Consider the following 14,539-nt stretch of genomic DNA (forward strand, 5'->3'; position numbering starts at 1 on the left):
GTGGCGGGTGTGTGGCACCCGTCCGGGCCGTCGCGGGATCTGTGGACGGGTGCGTCGCGGCCCGGGCCGATATCGTGGGGGTGCAGGCCCGGCGCAGCCACGAGGAAGTGGGTCCGATGAGCGTGATTCGGGTGGAACCGCGCGGCGGCCGTGATTTCGACGTGACGGTCGCGGAGGAGACCCCGCCCGGGGTGAGCGGGTTGTCCTTCAGTTATCGGGTGCGGGCTGATGACGCGGTGCTCGCCGCGACCGGTACCGCGGCCGATGATGAACCGGCCTTGTTGGCGTTGGTGCGGGTCTCGTTCGAGTATCTGCTCGCCCGCGAACCGGCGGGGTCGATTCTGTCGTCGTTCGAGCTGTCCGTGATCGGCCGGTACTTCCCCACCTACCTGGCCGACATCGCCGATCGCGCGCCGCGATGACCCCGCGGGTGAGCGAGGCCACCGCCGATCGCGGGAGCGCCGTCGGTACTGGGTGTCCGGTGCTGGGCGCGGGGCGTCCGGATGGGCGGGTGCCGGCCGGCGAGTTCGACGCGTTGTTGGTGGTCTCCTTCGGCGGGCCGGAGGGGCCGGCGGATGTGTGGCCGTTTCTGCGGAACGTGACGGCGGGGCGTAACGTCCCCGAGGCACGTCTGGCTGTCGTCGCCGAGCAGTATCGGATGTTCGGCGGCCGTAGTCCGCTCAACGACCAGAACCGGGCGCTCGTCGCGGCGCTGCGCGAGCAGTTGCCGGACCTGCCCGTCTACTGGGGAAACCGAAACTGGGCGCCGTACCTGACGGACACCGTCGCCGAACTGGCCGCGGCCGGGATGCGGCGGGTCGCGTGTTTCGTGACGTCGGCGTTCCCGTCCTATTCGGGATGTCGTCAGTACCGTGAGGATCTCGCGGGGGCGTTGGCGGCGCTGCCGGCGGATGTGCCGGTGCCGGAACTGGTGCCGTTGCGGCTGTTCTTCGACCATCCGGGATTCGTCGAGCCGATGGTCGACCACAGCGTCGCGGCGATCACGCAGCTACCGGAGCCGGCCCGGGCCGACGCGCCTTTGCTGTTCACCGCGCATTCACTGCCGTTGTCGCAGGCTCGTGCCAGCGGCCCGCACGGCCATGCCTATCCGCGGCAGCTGCGCACGGTCGCCGAACTCGTCGTCGCGGGTGTCGAGCGGCGCACGGGTGTCCGCCATCCGTTCGAGATCGTCTACTGCAGCCGCAGCGGTCCTCCCTCGGTGCCCTGGCTCGAGCCGGACGTCGGTGACCGGCTGGTCGAGCTCGCCGGGCAGGGCGCCGCGGGCGCGGTGATGGTGCCACTCGGGTTCGTCAGTGATCACATGGAGGTCATTCACGACCTGGATGTGGTCGCCACCAGCCGGGCCCGTGACCATGGTCTGGCCGTGACCAGGGCGAGTACGGTGGGGACCGACCGACGGTTCGTGGCGATGGTGGGCGAACTGCTGGCCGAGCGGGCGGATCCTCGCGCCCCACAGCGTTCACTGAGCGCGTTCGGCCCCTGGCCGGATGTGTGCCCGCCTGGATGCTGCCAGCCCGCGTCGCGCACCCGACCGGGAGCGAGCGCGGGTGAACAGGTTGGTGGGCGGCCGGAACCGGTGATACTGATCGGCGACGACGCAACCAGTCCGGCGACGCCGGCCGGCGACACGCGGCCCCTGCGCACCGGACGAGGGCAGGGACAACGGTAACGGAGCGATCGGAGATATGCAGCGTTTCGTGTTCGAATCCCCGGAGCGGTTCGTGGTGGGAACGGTGGGGCAGCCCGGCGACCGCAACTTCTTCCTACAGGCCGCCGGCCGCGGCCAGATCATCACGGTCGGCCTGGAGAAGACCGAGGTCACGGCGCTCGCCGAGGGGCTGAACACGCTGCTCGGCCAGGTCGGCCAGACCCAGGGCATCTCCCTGCCCGCCGCCGCCGACGTCGAGATCGACCTGGCCCCGTTGGACGCTCCGTTCCAGGAGGACTTCCACCTCGGCCAGCTCACCGTCTCCTGGGACGGTCAGCGTGTCTTCGTCGAAGCCGCCGGGCTGTCCGGCGGGGAGCCGCGGCTGCCCGACAACGAGGACGAACTCGACTCGCTTCGGGTGGGTCTGTCGATTCGTCAGGCCCGCGCCTTCATCGAACGGGCCCGCACGATCGTCGCCGCCGGCCGTCCGCCGTGTGTGCTCTGCGGCCGCCCCGACGACCCCGGTGGCCACTTCTGCCCCCGACTGAACTGACGCCGCGAGCGTCAACGCTGAGCCGTCGCCGCTGAGCCGTCGCCGCTGAGCGCCCACGCCCGCGCGGCTCGAGCGGGCGTGGGCGCTCAGCGGCGACGTCGGGCGGGCGGGTAGGCGGGGTCGAACGCGTCGTAGGCCGCCTCGTAGGCGCGGCGCACGGCGGCGGACAGCGAACGCAGCGCCGCCGTGCGGTGGGCGATCTCGCTGGCGGTGACGGCGGCGCCGTCGTCGCGGGCGGCGAGATCGAGCAGCGTGGAGAGCCGCTCCGCGCGGGCCAGCAGGGCGTGGGCGGCCGGCGGATGGCCGGGGCCCAGACCCGGGCCGGGTTCCTCCTCGCCGCGGTCACGCAACAGCGCGAGAACCTCCGGGCGGGCGCTGGCGATGTCCAGGGACAGCAACGCCGCCGTCGTCGAACGGATCGCGTCGGACAGTTCGTGTTCGGCGGCGCGCAGCCCCGCACCCGACGGGGGGACCCGCGCGGCCCGCAGCACCCGCCAGTGCACCGACTCCAGCCGACCCTCCAGCGCCGGCCCGTGGACGACCACCCCGGGCACCAGCAGCAGCGGCGGGTTCGGCCCGAGGACGAGGATGGCCTCACCAGCGGTGATCGCGTCCCGGTTGACCTCGGGGGGGCCGGGCAGGCCGCTGGCGTCGCCCGGCGCGGGCAGGACGAGCCGGAGCCGCTCGGCACCGGCCGCGCGCAGCGCACCGAGGCCGAGTACCAGCGGCTCGTCGCCGAGGGTGTGCGGGGCCGCCTCACCACCGAACGCGCAGTGTACCTGGGTGATCACATCGTCCAGTCCGACCAGCCCAGCAAGCCACGCGTTGCCCCAACCGGTGAGGACGCCGGACCGGGGCGAGGCTGACAGGGCGGGAAGCACACGCACTACGGTAGGCAATCGTGGGCCGCTCAGGCGCGCCGAGGGTGGCTGAGCGCCAGATTTTCGTGCCGGAGTGCCTCCCACGGCCCGATCAGCCCATTACCGGCCGGTTTCACCGATGGATGTCCGGGTGCCCCCGCGGCGTGCGGCGTGTCGTCCGATGGCCGTCGTCCGCCGGCCAGGCATCGCCCGAGCAGCCACGGCATCCCGACCTGCACCAGCCACAATCCGTGCCGCAGCGTGCCGGGAGCGGCCGGGGCCGCGTCCGGTGCTCCGGCGAGGCCGACGCCGAGGGTCGAACCGGCGCCGTGCGCGCGGGCGGATCGGCCCGTTTCACCGTGCCCCTCGATGCGGGGTACCCCGGCAGGTGGCCTCCCGACCGTGAACGGGCCCGCGGCCGGCGGCGCCGCGGCCTGGCTGAGCCGGTGGGTGAAGGCCTCGGCGATGAGCTGATGTCCGTGCGGGCCGGGGTGGACCCGGTCGACGTCGAAGGTGGATCGCCGGCACACCGCCGGATGATGGCCGAGGTCGACGACGAGCACCCCGGGATCGTGGCGGGCGGTGGCCCACACCGCGGCGTTGAGCCGGTCGACCCGTTCGGTGAGCAGCCGGGCCAGGGGAGCGGGCAGGCGCAGCAGCCGCCCCGGGTCGGGCATCGTCGCCGTCAGCACGGTCGCCCCCTCGGCGCGCAGCCGGCTGACCGTCCAGACCAGGTCCTGGCGTAGCCGCAGGGCGTCGAACGAGGGCTTGAGCACGTCGTTCATGCCGGCGACGACGGTCGCCAACTGCGGTGCGCACTCGAGCGCGGCCGGTAGCTGGCGCAGCCGCACGTCCCGGGCGGTGGCACCGGTGGTGGCCAGGTTTGCGTAGTCGATCGTGCCCGGCGGGCCGAGCAGGTCGACGAACCGGGCGGCGAAACCACGTGGTGGCGCGGTCCCGCGATGCTCGCGGCCCATGGTCACCCCGTCCCCGAGGCCGACGGTGATGCTGTCACCCAGCGCGACGAACCGTGCCGTGGCCATCCTGACGCCCACCGCTGGGCCCTCAGGCCGCCAGCGGCGGTGCGGGTGGCGCGGGCGTCGGGGGTGGCGGTGCGGCACCGGTGGCGGCAGCGGTGGCGTGGGGGGTGCCGGCGTGGCAGGCGAGGAAACCGGCGATCGTCGCGGCCCAGGTGAACTGCTCGGCGCGGGCACGGGCGGCATTCCGGCGGGCCGGCGGGGCGGGGGCGGCGAGCAGGTCGCGGACGGCGTCGGCGAAGGTGAAGCCGCTGCCGGCGGCGACCAGGCCGACGCCGGGGGCCACCAGTTCGGCGACGGCACTGGCATGGTGCGCCACGATCGGTGTGCCGCTGGCCAGCGCCTCGAGGGCGGCCAGACCGAAGGTCTCCACCGGTCCGGGGGCCAGCGCCACGTCGGCGCTGGCCAGCAGGCCGGCCAGGCGGGAACGGTCGGCCACGAAACCGAGGAACGTCACGGGCAGGCCCGCGGCGTGGCGTTCGAGGCGGGCCCGGGCCGATCCGTCGCCGGCGATCACCAGCCGCACCGGCACCCGCCGACGGACCAGTTCGGCGACCGCGTCCAGGGCGAGATCGACCCGCTTCTCCGGCGAGAGCCGGCTCGCGACCACCAGCAGCGCCTCCTGGTCGCGGGCGAACGCGCGGCGCAGCGTCCGATCACAACGGTCCGGGTGGAAGGCGTCCAGTTCGACGCCGAGCGGGATGTGACGCAGGTTCGGCGCGTGGATGCGGACGAACTCGGCGGCCGCCCACGCCGTCGTCGTCACCACCGCGTCGAAGTGCGCGGCCAGCGCGGTGTTCGCCCGGTCCGCCGTCGCGGTGGTCGGCAGCATGCCGCGCAGCGACCGGGGAGTCCAGGTGCCGAGCAGCCGGTCGAGCCGCTCGTGGCTGACCACCAGCGAGCGCACCCCGTTGCGCCGCGCCCACCGGCCGAGCCCGGCCAGCGTCGCCCGGTCGTGCACCTCCAGCCGGTCGGGTGCCTCGGCCTCCAGCAGCGCCGCCACCCGCCAGGGCTGACTGATCACCCGGTAGCCGGTCGAGCCCAGCCGGGGCGCCCGCACCCGTACCACCCGCGCGTGCGCGAGCTCCTCGACGCTGTCCCGCTCGCCGGGCAGGATCTGGATGACCTCGTGCCCGGCGGCGGTGTAACCCGCCGCGAGCTGACGCAGGGTCGTCCGGATACCGCCGGACGCCGGTGCGACGAAGTTCGCCGCCTGCACGATCCGCACGCCGACCACCTCTTTCTCCTCGCACGCCCGGCCCGGTCCGGACGGGTCCCGTCCATCCGCTGCGGCCCACGTGCTCCGTCCTGCGCGCCGGGGAACCGTCCGGGTTCCCGACCCGGCCGCCCCTGGCCCGTCCACTCGTCGGTGTCGCCCGTTCAGCCCAGGACGTCGCGGTAGTGACCGAGCAGTTTGTCCCCGATCGCGCTCCACCCGCAGCCGGCCACCGACTCCTGCGCGGCCCGCGCCATCGCCGCGCGCCGCGCGGGATCACCCGCGAGCAGTGCCACCTGGCCGCGTAGCGCCGCCGGGTTCCCCGGGGTGTAGTGCAGGCCGGTGCGGCCGTGCTCGACGACGTCCAACAGGCCGCCGGCCGCGGGCGCGACCACCGGCACACCGGATGCCTTGGCCTCCTGCGCCGCCTGGCAGAACGTCTCGTGCATGCCCGTGTGGACGAACACGTCCAGGCTCGCCACTGCCGCCGAGAGCGCGTTCCCGCTGCGAAATCCCAGGAACGCCGCGTGCGGCAGCTGCCGCTCCAGGGCCGGGCGGGACGGCCCCTCGCCGACGACCACCAGCCGGGTACCGGGCAGATCGGCGACCGAGGCGAGCAGGTCCACCCGCTTCTCCCGGGCGAGCCGGCCGACATAGCCGACGAGCAGCTCCCCGTGCGGCGCGAGCTCCGCGCGCAGCCGCTCGTCGCGGTGCCCCGGGTCGAACCGCTCCAGATCCACCCCTCGGCTCCACCGGGCCACCCGCTGCACCCCCTGGCGCAGCAGCGCGTCCACCGCGTCCCAGGACGGCGCCAGGGTGCGCGCCGCGTGCCGGTGCACCGTGGCGAGCCAGTGCCAGATCGTGCGTTCGGCGGCACGAAGCCCGTAGCGGGCGGCGAACGCCGCGATATCGGTCTGGTAGACGGCGACACTGGGCACCCCGAGCCGACGCGCGGCGAGCACCGCCTGCGCGCCCAGCCCCGCGGGCGCCGCGACGTGGACGACGTCCGGTTCGAACTCGCGTAGCGCCGCCGACATCGCCGGCCACGGCAACGCGAACCGGAACGCCGGGTAGCCCGGCAACGGTGCCGACGGTGCCCACACCACCGGCGCGTCCGCGTGCGACCGGGCCGCGGTGCGCCGCCGCGCCGGCGCTGGAGCCGGTGCGATCACCATCGCCTCATGCCCGTGGTCACGCAGATGTTCCAGGACTCGGCACACCGTGTTCGTCACCCCGTCGACGTGCGGGAGAAACGACTCGGTGATCACGGCTACGCGCACACGAGCACCGTGACAGTGCCTGACGCTGTTCCGCGGACGCACAGCCGACCGCCACATGAACGTTCCGGCACAGCTTGGTGCCCCCCGCCGATGGGCGTGGCGTGTTCCACCTGGGCATGGTTCTCCTGTGCGGGCGACAGAGAGGATATTGGGACGGGACGTGACCGCCGGGTCCGGGCTCGGGTTGCGGTGGGGCGTCCCGTCGGGTGCTGTCACAGCGGGGCCTGCCAGCGGCGCCGGTGGTGACAGCGGCGGCGACGGCGGGCGGGGAGAAGGCGGCGAGGTGCGCGGGTGAGGTTCAGGCAGGAGCGGTCGGTGCTCATCACGTCCGCCGGGCAGTCACGACAGTGGGAGATCCACCGTCGTGAGCTGCGGTATCTGGCGTCGATGGGCTTTCGGGTGGTGTGCTTCCTGCTCGCCGTGCTGGTGTTCCACGGCTGGCTGCGTTACCTGCTGGTCGGCGTCGCGGTGATCCTGCCCTGGGTCGCGGTGGTGGTCGCCAACGGTGGCCCGGCGCCGGAACGTGGCACGCCGGTGACCTACGACCCGGTGCGGGCGGCGCAGGAGGCCCCGGCGGCGATCGAGGCGTCCGCCCATCAGGTCGTCGACAGCGACGGCTGGGTGGACGAGGCCGGCTGGGTCCATACCGGCCCGTCCACCGGCGGCACCCAGGCCACGGGCCAGACCGAGGATGGTTCCCGGGCCGCCGGGCCGGATACGACGGGCGACGCGGGAGTCCACCAGGGCATGGTGTGAGCGAGGGCATGGCATGAGCGACGACGCCAGCCCCGACAGGGGACCTGCCAGCGCCGGGGGCGCCGCCGGTGGGATTGTCAGTTTCACCACCGACTACGGACTGGCCGACGGATTCGTGGCCGCCTGCCACGGTGTGATCCTTCGGGCGGTCCCGACGGCGAGGATCCTCGACATCACCCATCTCGTACCGGCCGGGGACGTGCGGCGGGCCGCGACCGTGCTGGCGCAGACGGTGCCGGCGCTGCCACCGGCGGCGGTGCATCTCGCCGTCGTCGACCCCGGGGTGGGCACGGCGCGCCGGGCACTGGCGCTGCGGGCGGCGCACGGGTGGCTCGTCGGGCCGGACAACGGGCTGCTGATCGCGGCGGCCGACCGGCTCGGGGGCATCGTCGCGGCGGTGGTACTGTCGGTGGCGCCCGACGTTCCCGCGACCTTCCATGGCCGGGACGTCTTCGCCCCGGCCGTCGCCGCGCTGCTGGGCGGGCGCGCCCTGCCCGACCTCGGTGAGCCATGTGACCCCGCGACCCTGGTGCGCCTCCCGTCCGCGTACGCGCGGCTGGGGTCGGCGGGTGGGCTCGACGCGGAGGTCGTGCTGGTCGACGGGTTCGGCAACGTCCAGCTCGCCGCCGAGGGCGGCTGCCTCGCGGAGGCGGGTCTCGTCCCCGGCGCCCGTGCGCTGCTACGGCGGCTGCCGGCCGGACGTACCCCGCCGACCGGCCCCGCGCCGTCCACCTCCGGTCAGCGCCTGTCCGAGGCCGGACGCCTGGTCGCGGTGGGGACGACCTTCGGGTCCGTCCCGTCGGGTGAGGTGCTGGTGTACGTGGATGCCGCCGCGATGGTGGCGATCGCCGTCCGGGACGGCGACGCGGCCAGCCGGCTGGCACTGGTGCCCGGCGACCGCCTCGCGCTGCGTCCGCTGGGCCCCCCGGACCTTTAGGTCGCCTCTCGCGATCCGCGAGAGGCCGTCGAGGGCCCACCCAGGACCCCCTGGGCCTCGCCGGAGTCGCACGGCGTCGCACGGAGCTGGCGTGGGTTCCCAGCCGTCGACGACGCCGCGTCACGGTGCGGACGTGGTGTCCGGCCGGGCCTGCGGCCGGTCGGAGGCGGTGGGGGCGTCGTCGCGCAGGACGGTGGCCTCGATCAGACCGTACGGCCGGTCCGGCACCTGATAGACGATGTCCGGGTTGTCCAGGCCAAACGGGGACAGGTCCACCAGGAAATGGTGCTTGTTCGGCATCGAGATGCGAATCTCGGCCACCTGCTCGACGGCGGTGAGGGCCGCCTCACCCATCCGGTAGAGGGTCTGCTGCAGGGCGAGACTGTGCACCTGGGCGAAGGTGGTCACCAACGCGTCGCGGACCCGGCCGAAAAGCGGCCCGAAGTCCAGATCGGTTGTCACATAACGCCACTGGGCGGTTACCTCGGTGGCCAGAATGCGGTCTGTTGTCTCGGTGAGTGTGGTGTACCGGTCACGCGGAAATCCGTGGAACTCCGAACCGGTGGACTTCAGCACGACCAGCCCGGCGAGTCCGGAAACGACGCTGACCGACGGTCCGTCGACGGTGACCACCGTGGTCCGCCGCTCGCCGCCCGGCTGGCTGAATGCGTGGTCGTGCGGGGAGCCGTCCACGACAATGCGTTCCCAGGCGAACTGCTCGATCTCGACGCGCGCCCCGTGGATCCAGGGGAAGGAACCGACGAAATGCCGCCCCAGGCGTAGGGCGAAATCCTCGATCTGCCCTGTCCCGTACTCCCGGGCGAACGCGTACACCGTGTTCTTCTGAGCGTCGGTCGTGAGGATGTGGGAATTGTCGCCGAGCAGGTGCGCATCGTCAAAATCGCCGCGGAGGGCGGTCGAGACGTTCAGGTCGGTGATGTGGTGCACCGTACGGGAACGGTCGATCCGTACGAGGCGTACCTCCGCCTTTCCGAACTGGTTCGGTCCGAGCACGATCGCCATCTGGTCTCCCTCATCTCGCCCCGGTCACACGGCGCCGTACCCCGGCCCGTCCACCGAGCGTGCCGCCGGCCCTCATCCCCGGCGCGACCGGGGCCGTCCCGACCGCCGCCCCGCGCCGTCGTTGCCGCACTGTTTCCGCCGCGTCATCCGCGTCATCCGCCTTCGGTCGGCGGTCCTGGACAGGCAGCCCCGGCCGGACTACCTCAGACGGGCCCGTCCGGCCGGTCCGGCGAGAAGGGCCGGGGGCGGCCGTCCCCCATCTCCGCATCACCCCGCCGCGGCACCCTCGACCGGTCGTCGGCGGAACGTCCACCGGATGGTGGATCTCACGCGTGGTGCGCGGGGTGGCCCGGTGCGGACCGGATGGTCATCCGGCGCGCAGTTTCCCGGTGGGAATCCCGCCGCGCCGACAGCGGTCCCGAGCTGGGCCGGTGGGTATCGAAACGGACATCGGGTGATCGTGTGACAGTTGCGCGTGACGTCGCCTGATGGTGGTGGGTTGTGTCACCCATGGCGTGGGATGTGTGTGGGTCGCTGCATTCGGGCAGTCCAAGAATTGATGTATCCCCGGGCAACTTCGTTCGACCGCCGTGCGTCGGAACGGGTGAAGGGGGAGGGGCTTATGGGGAATACCCGGAGGGGGCTACCCTCCGTATTTATTCGCCCTACGGCGAGTAATTGTCGTGGAGATGACGCACAGCGTTTCGTGATCGACGGGACGGGGCGGCGACCCCTGGGTACGGTTCAAAGCAAGGTTTCCGTCCGGCAGTGGCGCCGGCCGTGTTCTTTGGAAGAGGGCGTTGAATGTCTCGCTCGGTAATGAAGCCCTCACGTGCGTCCCGGGGAGGGTGGGTGCTCCCGGGGCGCCGGCGGGCGGCCGCGTGTGAGGCGCCCGCGTCCGGCATGGCCACCGCATCCGAACTGACCGCCGCCGTTCGCTCGGGCGTTCCCGGTGTCCCGTCCGGCTCGAAGGCCGTGACCGTGGCACTGAGCCGTCCCGGCCGGCGGGCGGGGCGCCGGTTCGGGGCCGCGTTCGGACTGGTCGCGGCGTTGGGGCTGGCCGCCTGCTCCTCGGGTAACGGCTCGTCCACGCCGGCCGGGGTCGCCGCGCCACCGCCGCCGGCGGCCAGCGTCACGGTCACCCCGGGCGATGGTGTCGACGGGGTCGCCGTCGGCGATCACGTCGTGGTGCGGGCCAACGCCCCGCTCGCACAGGTCAGCGTGAACCGGCAGGCCAGCACCACGGAGAAGACCGACGCGGGTGTCGTGCTCGGCGACTTCTCCGCCGACCGCAGGACCTGGACCTCCAACCAGGGGCTGTTCGCCGCGTCCCGCTACGACGTGGCCGCCAGCACCACCGCGGCCACCGGCATCACCGGCACCACCGCCGTGCGCTCGAGCTTCGAGACCGGCACCCCGGAGCGGGCGATGCGGGTCTCCTGGGAGCCGGTCGCCGGGCAGACCGTCGGGGTGGGCGCGCCGATCAGTCTCACCTTCAACGCCGCGGTGACCGACCGGGCCGCCATCCAGTCGCGGCTGGCGGTGCGCACCGACCCACCGGTGCTCGGTGCCTGGCACTGGGTGACCAGCCGGCTGGTGGTGTGGCGTCCGCAGCAGTACTGGACCCCGGGCACACAGGTGCACGTGGAGGCGAACCTCGCCGGTATGGACGTCGGTGGTGACCGCTTCGGCGTGAAGGACCGCGCGATGGACTTCGTCATCGGCTCGGCGCAGATCTCCAAGATCGACGCCGCCGCCCACACCATGCGCGTCTACCGCAACGGCACCCTGCTGCGCAGCTTCCCGGTCAGCCTCGGCAAGCCGAGTACCCCGTCGATGGACGGTCCGCACAACGTCCTCGGCAAGTCCGCCGAGGTGATCATGGACTCGGCGACGGTCGGCGTCCCCAAGGGCGACCCGGACTACTACTACGAGAAGGTCCAGTGGGCGGTGAACTACACCAGCGGCGGGCAGTACGTGCATTCGGCGCCCTGGTCGGTCCCGAGCCAGGGACGTGACAACGTCTCCCACGGTTGCGTGAACGCCTCACCGGCCGACGCCGAGTGGTTCTACAACCTCAGCCGCCTCGGTGACATTGTCGACATTTCCAACACCGGCCGTCCCGCCGACACCAGCCAGCTGGGCAACTACTGGTCGGTCTCGTGGGCCGCCTGGAAGGCAGGCAGCGCACTCCCGGTCTCCGACCAGCCCGAGACCGCTGCCCCCCCGTCCAACCCGGCGACCGCTCCGGCGACCGCCCCCGCACCCGCCGGGGGCGGCGGACCTGTCCAGGGCAGCGCCCCAAGCCCCGGCGCCCTGTCCGCACGCGGCACCTGACCAGGGCGTTCGGCCCCACCGTCCGGGTCCGTCCCTCCGTCGTCCGGTCCGAACCAGCCCTGTCCGCCGTCCGAGTCCTGGACGGCGGACAGGGCTGGCATCGGGCGCCGGCCGCACCGATCCGCCGCCCGCGCGCACACCTGGCAACGGTGACGAACACTCCACATGTCGGCGAATTTCCCCCGGATCGTCCCATGGGGCGGCCCGTGACAGCCTGGGTCGGCCCATGCTGTTGAGTGGAACCATGACGACTGTGCGCCCACGAACCGCCCGGGATACGCCGGGCGCCGGCAGGACCGGCGTGGGCGTGGTGACGGTCGGCGGGAGCCGGGCGGGCATGGCGGTGCACGCCCGGAACGCGGACCGAGGGCGACGTTCGAGAGGTGCACTGTGAGGCGCTTGCGAAACCAGACCACGGGTCTGCCGGTCTGGTGGGTAGAGGTGCTGATGCTCGCCGTGTTGTACTACTCGTACACCGGTACGCGATCGTTCGCCGACGCCTCCGCGGCGGACGCGATTCGGCTGGGGCACGACCTGCTGCGGCTCGAGACCTGGCTGCACATCGACATCGAGCTGTCGCTCAACCGGTGGGTGCAGAGCGTTCCGGTGGTGGCGGTGCTGTGCTGCTACTACTACGGCACGCTGCATTTCGTCGTCACGCCGAGCCTGCTGATCTGGACGCACCGGCGCAACATCGGAAACTACTCGCAGATCCGCTGGACGCTGGTCGTCACCACCCTGATCTCCCTGCTCGGCTTCTTCCTGTTTCCCACCGCTCCCCCCCGGCTGCTCCCCGGTGAGCCGTTCACCGACACCATGGCCCACTTCGAGGCCTGGGGCTGGTGGACCGGCACCGCCAGCGCCGCCCCGCAGGGCCTCGAAGGCATCACCAACCAGTTCGCAGCCCTGCCCTCCCTGCACTGCGCCTGGGCGCTGTGGTGCGGATTCCTCCTGTTCCGCTACGGCCGCCGCCGGATCACCCGTGTCCTCGGTCTCCTGTACCCCGCGGCCACGGTCTTCGTCGTGATGTCCACCGCGAACCACTACCTGTTGGACGCCGCCGCCGGATGGGCCGTCCTCGGCTTCTCCGCCGGCCTGGTCGCCCTCGCCCTCGTCCTCGTCCTCGCCCGCCGCCGGGCCAGCCGCACCGCCGCTTCCAGCGGGCCCAGCGCCGCGTCCAGCGCGGATTCCGTCACCTCCGCCAAGGGCTCGGACGGCACGACCCAGGTGGACGGCGCGGTGCTGTCCGATGGCACGGCCACCTCGAAGGGCACGGCGACCTCGGGTGCTGCGGCGGTGTCGGGCGAGGGCTCGGACGCCGAATCCGAGGCCAGCATCGCCAAGCAGCCCGATGGAGCCCCCGTCCGCTGACCGTCAGCAGCCGCCCGCCGACGGTCGGAGCCACTCGCCCGCGGGTGGGGCGTGGTGTCGGTTGGGTTGTCCCTACGTGTCCGTCCCCGCACGTCCGTGGCGGGCGGACGCGGCAGTGGGTTGCGCCGTGGTGGTGGATGCGTGGGTGAGTGGTGGTAACCCGGGCGGGCGGGTTGTTCGCCCCGCCGTGTCCCTGCCGTGGGCGATGTGCGATGGTTGTGCCTGATCCCGCCTGGCTTGATCCGAACTCGGCTCGCCTGGCCCGATCCCGCACTGCTTGGCCCCGTATGGCCTGACCTCGCGTGGTGTGACGCCACGCGGTCCGATCTCGCACGGAGTCCGTTCGATGACCCAGTCTCTGGCCGCGCGTATGAACCGTCCTCGACCGATCGCCTTCGCCGTCTCGTTGTTGTTGGCATGGCTGCTGCTGGCTCTGATCGCGTTCGCGTTGCGTCGCGGGCCCATCCAGGATGATCTTTCTGCTCGGGCGAGTGCGGCGGTCAGGGCGGTCGGTGGGGTGCACGCGCAGGTGCGCATCGAGGGGCGGGAGGCGGTGGTGACCGGGCGTTTCCCGAACGCGGCCGCGGCCGAGCAGGCGCGGGCGTCGGCCGCCGTGTCCGGCACGACCTCGGCTCGACTCGGGGCCGACGTGGTGATCGCCACCGAACCGGCTCGGCCGCTGGTGCTGGCCGTGACGGGTGGGGTCCTCACGGTCACCGCGACGGTGGCGGACCGGGAGAGCCGGGACGCGCTGCTGGCCGCTGTCGCCGATGCCGCCGGTAAGGCCGGCAAGGCGGAGGTGCGGGGGCGGATCACCATTGATCCCAAGGTCGGCGAGCCGTCCCTGGCAGCGGCGGTGCAGGGCGTCTCCGGCGATCATGCGGTGGCGCTGCGAGGGTCCACGGTGGAGCTGACCGGACGGGTGGCCGACCCCGCGGCCGGGCGTCGCCTCGAGGCGACCTCCCTCGACGCGGCACGAGCCAGCGTCCCCGGCGTGACAGTGCAGAACCACCTGGCCATCCCGGCGCCCGCCGGGAAGCCGTCCTACGGTGGTGTGGGGTCCGGTGGCGCGGCAGGTGATGGCGCGACGGAGGTGCTCGGTGCGGTGCGGGCGGCGCTGGGGGAGGGGGGCGTGACCTTCCCGGTGTCCGGTGCCACGCTCAGCCCGGCGGTGCGGGTCCGGCTGGATCGGGTCGCCGACGTGCTGCGTGGGGGTGATCTGACGGTCCTCGTCGCCGGGCACACCGATGCCACGGGGCCGTCCACCGTCAACCAGGCGCTGTCGGTGCAGCGGGCCGAGGCGGTCGCCGACTACCTGGCCGGGCGGGGTGTGCCGCGCGAGCGACTGAGGGCAGCGGGCTTCGGCGCGCTGGAACCGGTCGGTGACAACGGCACCCGGGCCGGTCGGGCGGCGAACCGTCGGGTCCAGATCGCGGCGGCACCGACCTCCTGAGTCCGGTCGAACGGGTAGCAGCGCCGCGGATCCGGTGTGACTGCCGC

At 72.9% G+C, this 14,539-nt stretch carries 13 protein-coding genes; 8 read left to right on the plus strand and 5 right to left on the minus strand.

Translation table 11 applies throughout. From position 1 onward, the window contains the following. Nucleotides 1-116 precede the first annotated feature (116 nt). The 3 genes from G6R24_RS10790 (at nucleotide 117) to G6R24_RS10800 (ending at nucleotide 2,222) form a co-directional block, all read left to right on the plus strand. On the plus strand, nucleotides 117-422 hold the full coding sequence (locus G6R24_RS10790) for a hypothetical protein (RefSeq protein WP_163549121.1): 306 nt from the start codon (nucleotides 117-119) through the stop codon (nucleotides 420-422). A gap of 62 nt (nucleotides 423-484) precedes the next feature. Continuing rightward, nucleotides 485-1,690: a ferrochelatase gene (locus G6R24_RS10795; protein ID WP_276511371.1), complete on the plus strand. Its 1,206-nt coding sequence runs from the start codon at nucleotides 485-487 to the stop codon at nucleotides 1,688-1,690. A gap of 16 nt (nucleotides 1,691-1,706) precedes the next feature. Next, nucleotides 1,707-2,222, plus strand: coding sequence for a DUF3090 domain-containing protein (locus G6R24_RS10800; protein WP_163549123.1), 516 nt, complete (start codon nucleotides 1,707-1,709; stop codon nucleotides 2,220-2,222). Between the two features lie 86 nt (nucleotides 2,223-2,308). Here G6R24_RS10800 and G6R24_RS10805 read toward each other — a convergent pair whose 3' ends face one another. The 4 genes from G6R24_RS10805 to G6R24_RS10820 form a co-directional block, all read right to left on the minus strand. After that, entirely contained in the window at nucleotides 2,309-3,103 is a 795-nt protein-coding gene (locus G6R24_RS10805; protein WP_175084510.1) for a hypothetical protein, read from the minus strand. Nucleotides 3,104-3,132: 29 nt separating this feature from the next. After that, nucleotides 3,133-4,125: an SGNH/GDSL hydrolase family protein gene (locus tag G6R24_RS10810; RefSeq protein WP_163549124.1), complete on the minus strand. Its 993-nt coding sequence runs from the start codon at nucleotides 4,123-4,125 to the stop codon at nucleotides 3,133-3,135. A gap of 22 nt (nucleotides 4,126-4,147) precedes the next feature. Further along, nucleotides 4,148-5,347, minus strand: a complete 1,200-nt coding sequence (locus G6R24_RS10815; RefSeq protein WP_163549125.1) for a glycosyltransferase — start codon at nucleotides 5,345-5,347, stop codon at nucleotides 4,148-4,150. Nucleotides 5,348-5,499: 152 nt separating this feature from the next. Next, a complete protein-coding gene (locus G6R24_RS10820) occupies nucleotides 5,500-6,615 on the minus strand; it encodes a glycosyltransferase family 4 protein (protein WP_217451571.1) in 1,116 nt (371 codons plus the stop codon). A gap of 291 nt (nucleotides 6,616-6,906) precedes the next feature. On the opposite strand from G6R24_RS10820, the gene G6R24_RS10825 reads away from it, so the two are divergent. After that, on the plus strand, nucleotides 6,907-7,371 hold the full coding sequence (locus G6R24_RS10825; RefSeq protein ID WP_225438383.1) for a DUF3099 domain-containing protein: 465 nt from the start codon (nucleotides 6,907-6,909) through the stop codon (nucleotides 7,369-7,371). Between the two features lie 13 nt (nucleotides 7,372-7,384). Beyond that, a complete protein-coding gene (locus G6R24_RS10830; RefSeq protein WP_163549126.1) occupies nucleotides 7,385-8,308 on the plus strand; it encodes an SAM hydrolase/SAM-dependent halogenase family protein in 924 nt (307 codons plus the stop codon). 120 nt (nucleotides 8,309-8,428) lie between these two features. Here G6R24_RS10830 and pucL read toward each other — a convergent pair whose 3' ends face one another. Beyond that, nucleotides 8,429-9,331, minus strand: a complete 903-nt coding sequence (pucL, locus tag G6R24_RS10835; protein ID WP_163549127.1) for a factor-independent urate hydroxylase — start codon at nucleotides 9,329-9,331, stop codon at nucleotides 8,429-8,431. An 852-nt stretch (nucleotides 9,332-10,183) separates the two neighbouring features. On the opposite strand from pucL, the gene G6R24_RS10840 reads away from it, so the two are divergent. The 3 genes from G6R24_RS10840 to G6R24_RS10850 all read left to right on the plus strand — a co-directional run bounded on the left by G6R24_RS10840 (nucleotide 10,184) and on the right by G6R24_RS10850 (nucleotide 14,492). Further along, complete coding sequence (locus tag G6R24_RS10840) at nucleotides 10,184-11,668, plus strand: L,D-transpeptidase (RefSeq protein WP_420811339.1); 1,485 nt, start codon at nucleotides 10,184-10,186, stop codon at nucleotides 11,666-11,668. A 390-nt stretch (nucleotides 11,669-12,058) separates the two neighbouring features. Further along, nucleotides 12,059-13,039 carry a phosphatase PAP2 family protein gene (locus tag G6R24_RS10845; RefSeq protein WP_163549129.1) on the plus strand — a complete coding sequence of 327 codons (981 nt, stop codon included), beginning with the start codon at nucleotides 12,059-12,061 and terminating at the stop codon, nucleotides 13,037-13,039. 346 nt (nucleotides 13,040-13,385) lie between these two features. Beyond that, nucleotides 13,386-14,492, plus strand: coding sequence for an OmpA family protein (locus tag G6R24_RS10850; protein ID WP_163549130.1), 1,107 nt, complete (start codon nucleotides 13,386-13,388; stop codon nucleotides 14,490-14,492). Nucleotides 14,493-14,539: the final 47 nt, after the last annotated feature.

Source organism: Candidatus Frankia nodulisporulans, assembly GCF_902806475.1.
In the GTDB taxonomy this organism is placed as follows: domain Bacteria; phylum Actinomycetota; class Actinomycetes; order Frankiales; family Frankiaceae; genus Frankia; species Frankia umida.